The organism is Bradyrhizobium sp. SRS-191, from assembly GCF_024586915.1.
GTDB lineage: Bacteria > Pseudomonadota > Alphaproteobacteria > Rhizobiales > Xanthobacteraceae > Bradyrhizobium.
Window position 1 is genome coordinate 1 of record NZ_JANBVS010000045.1, and the last position, 3,029, is coordinate 3,029.

Consider the following 3,029-nt stretch of genomic DNA (forward strand, 5'->3'; position numbering starts at 1 on the left):
TCATGCCGCGCCAGCAGGCGATTGGCCATTCCCCGGCGGCGGAGGACTATGGATTTTTTGCCGCGGCCAGGGCGACGATCCCAGGGCATCAGGTGACGTGGCCACCGCCGAAGATGAAATCGCTGGCGTGCAGGTTTGCGCCGATGACGCTCTTCAGCAGAATCGTCTCGTGACCATCGAGCGTGATCAGGGCGCCGTCCGACTGCTGCGCAATGCCGATATCGCTGATCGAGCCAATGCCGCTGAATTGCCGCAGGTCGATCTTGTCGAGGCCCGTCTCGAAATCGTTGACGATGTGCTGGACAGAGTCTTGCGACGCGGCCGGTGCGAACACGAACTGGTCCTTGCCGGCACCGCCGATCAGAGTGTCGCTCGCCTCGGTGGCGAAGATGACGTCCTTCCCGCCGGTGCCTTGAAGCGTGATTCCCTGGCTGGTATCGCCGGCCTCGTTGAAGATGAAATTGACGGTATCGAACAGGCCTGTGGTCTTGTCGGTGACCGTCAGGGTGATCATGTCGGTCGCCGGAGGTTCGTCACCCGGGACGTAGGTGACGCCGTCCGCCAGCGTCACATTGATCTGGTCGAGATCGCCGCTCATCGTCACTGGATCGACGCTGCTGTCCGGACGATGCGCGGTCACCGCCGTGATTTCGAAGTCGTCGGTCGATGCGCCGGGATCGACGACCGAGAGACCGGTGATGGTGTCGGTATTGCCTTCGTTGTTGTGCCAGACGTAGAAGCTCGTGGTGTCGATGACGGGGCCGGCGGCATCGTCCGCGCCGGTCACGTCCACTGTGAGCGTCGCCGTGGCGCTCGCTCCGTGCACGTCGGTTGTCCGGACCGTGAAAGCGTCCTGGTAGGATCCTTCCGGCAACGCGTTGACCACCGCCGCATTTGGAACATAACTGTAGCTGCCGTCCGGATTGACCGTCAGCGAACCGTACAACCCGGCCACTGTCGTGGCGGCGGTGTGATCCGCACTCAGCACCGCGTAGGTCAGGCTCGCCGTCTCGCCGCCGTCGGCGTCGTGCCCGGACAGATGGCCGGTGAGATCGGGGAAGGTGTCGGTGGCCGCCGTATCCGTCAGCGCTCCCGCGTTGATGTCCGCAAGCGTCGGCACGTCGTTGGCGCCGGAGATGTCCACGGTATAGGTCGCCGTGGTGACCGCACCATGCACATCCGCGACCTGGACCGTGAAAACATCCGAATACGAGCCTTCCGGCAGCGCATTGATGGCGGTCGCATCGGGCACATAGCTGTAGCTGCCGTCGGAATTCACCGTCAGCGAACCATACAGACCCGCGACAGTGCCATGATCGTCTGCTCCGACCGCCGCGTAGACCAGCGTCGTCGTCTCGCCGGCATCGACATCGATTCCGGCCAGCTTGCCCGTCAGATCGGCGAAGCTGTCGGTTGCGGCGCTATCCGTGAGGGTGCCCGCGGTGACGGCGGACAAGATCGGGGCGTCGTTCGTACCGGTGATGGTGACAGTGACGTCCTGCGTCACCGAGGCATTGTGATTGTCGGTAAAGGTGACGGTGTAAACCTGCGTGATGGTCTGGCCTTCAGCCAGCGACTGCAACACGGGATCGCTGCCATCGAGCGTGAAATGCCAGCCCAGCGTCGCGCCGTTGGCGGTGTCACCGTTGGACTCCGTCACCGCGGAGTCGATGGTGAAGGTGCCGAGATGCGAGCTGCCGTCGAAACCAGGCAGGACCGCGCTGACGGACGAAACCTTGAACACGGCCTGCGCCGTGTGGGTGTCGATCAGGTCGAGATCCCTGATCGCCAGCGTGCCGTCGGCCGACAGCGTCGGACCGCCATCCTCGGTCACCGCTCCCTTGGCCGCATCCGCGTCGCTGGTCACTGTCGGCGCATCGTTGGCGCCGTTGATCGTGACCGTGACGTCTTGCGAAACCTGGGCCCCGTGATTGTCGGTGAAAGTGACGGTGTAGACCTCGATGATCGATTGCCCCTGGGCAAGCGATTGCAGGGTTGCATTCCCGTTGGCGAGACTGAAGTGCCAGCCCAGTGTGGCGTGAGTGTCGGTATCGGTGGCCAGTTCGGTCACCGAGGGATCGATCGTAAAGTTGCCGAGAGAGGTGCCGTCGATGAAGCCGGGCAGATGTGCGCTCGACGTCGACAACTTCAAGACCGCCGTGGCGGTGTGGGTGTCGATCAGGTCGAGATCCTGGATCGTCAGTGTACCGTCAATCGTCAGCCACGCGCCGGCATCCTCAGTCACCGCTCCCTTGGCTGCATCTGCGCTGCTCGTGACGGTCGGCGCGTCGTTGGCGCCGTTGATTGTCACGGTGACGTCCTGACTGACCTGCGCACCGTGATTGTCGGTGAAGGTAACCGTGTAGACCTCGGTGATCGATTGGCCCTGCGCCAGCGATTGCAGCGTGGCATTGGAATTGTCGAGGCTGAAATGCCATCCCAGCGTCGCGTTCTTGTCGACATCAATGGCCGACTCGGCCACCGACGGGTCGATCGTGAAGCTCCCCAGCGACGTGCCGTCACTGAAGCCCGGCAAGTGCGCGCTGGACGCCGACGACTTAAAGACGGCCGCGGCGGTGTGGGTATCGATCAGGTCCACATCGCGGATAGCCAGCGTGCCACCGACCAGAAGAGTCAGACTCGAATCTTCGGTCACCGCGCCCTTGGCCGCGGCGGCGTTGCTGATGATGGTCGGCGCATCGTTGGTACCGGTGATCGTCACCGTGACGTCCTGACTGACCTGCGCGCCGTGATTGTCGGTGAACGTGACAGTGTAGATCTGGGTAATTGTCTGGCCTTGGGCCAGCGATTGCAGCACCGGGTCGCTGTCGCTCAGCGTGAAGTGCCAGCCCAGCGTCGCGCCATTGTCTGTATCGCTGTTCGACTCTACAACCACGGGAGCGATGATGAAGGTACCGATATGGCTGGTGCCCTCGCTGAAGCCGGGCAAATGCGCACTCGATGCCGACGACTTGAACACCGCCGTGGCGGTGTGGGTATCGATCAGGTCGACATCCCGGATCGCCAGC

General features: G+C 63.1%; 1 protein-coding gene. It reads right to left on the minus strand.

The features are described 5' to 3' along the window. Positions 1–88: 88 nt before the first annotated feature. Positions 89–3,029: VCBS domain-containing protein (locus NLR35_RS33625; RefSeq protein ID WP_257170838.1), on the minus strand; the 2,941-nt coding region annotated here is incomplete at its 5' end.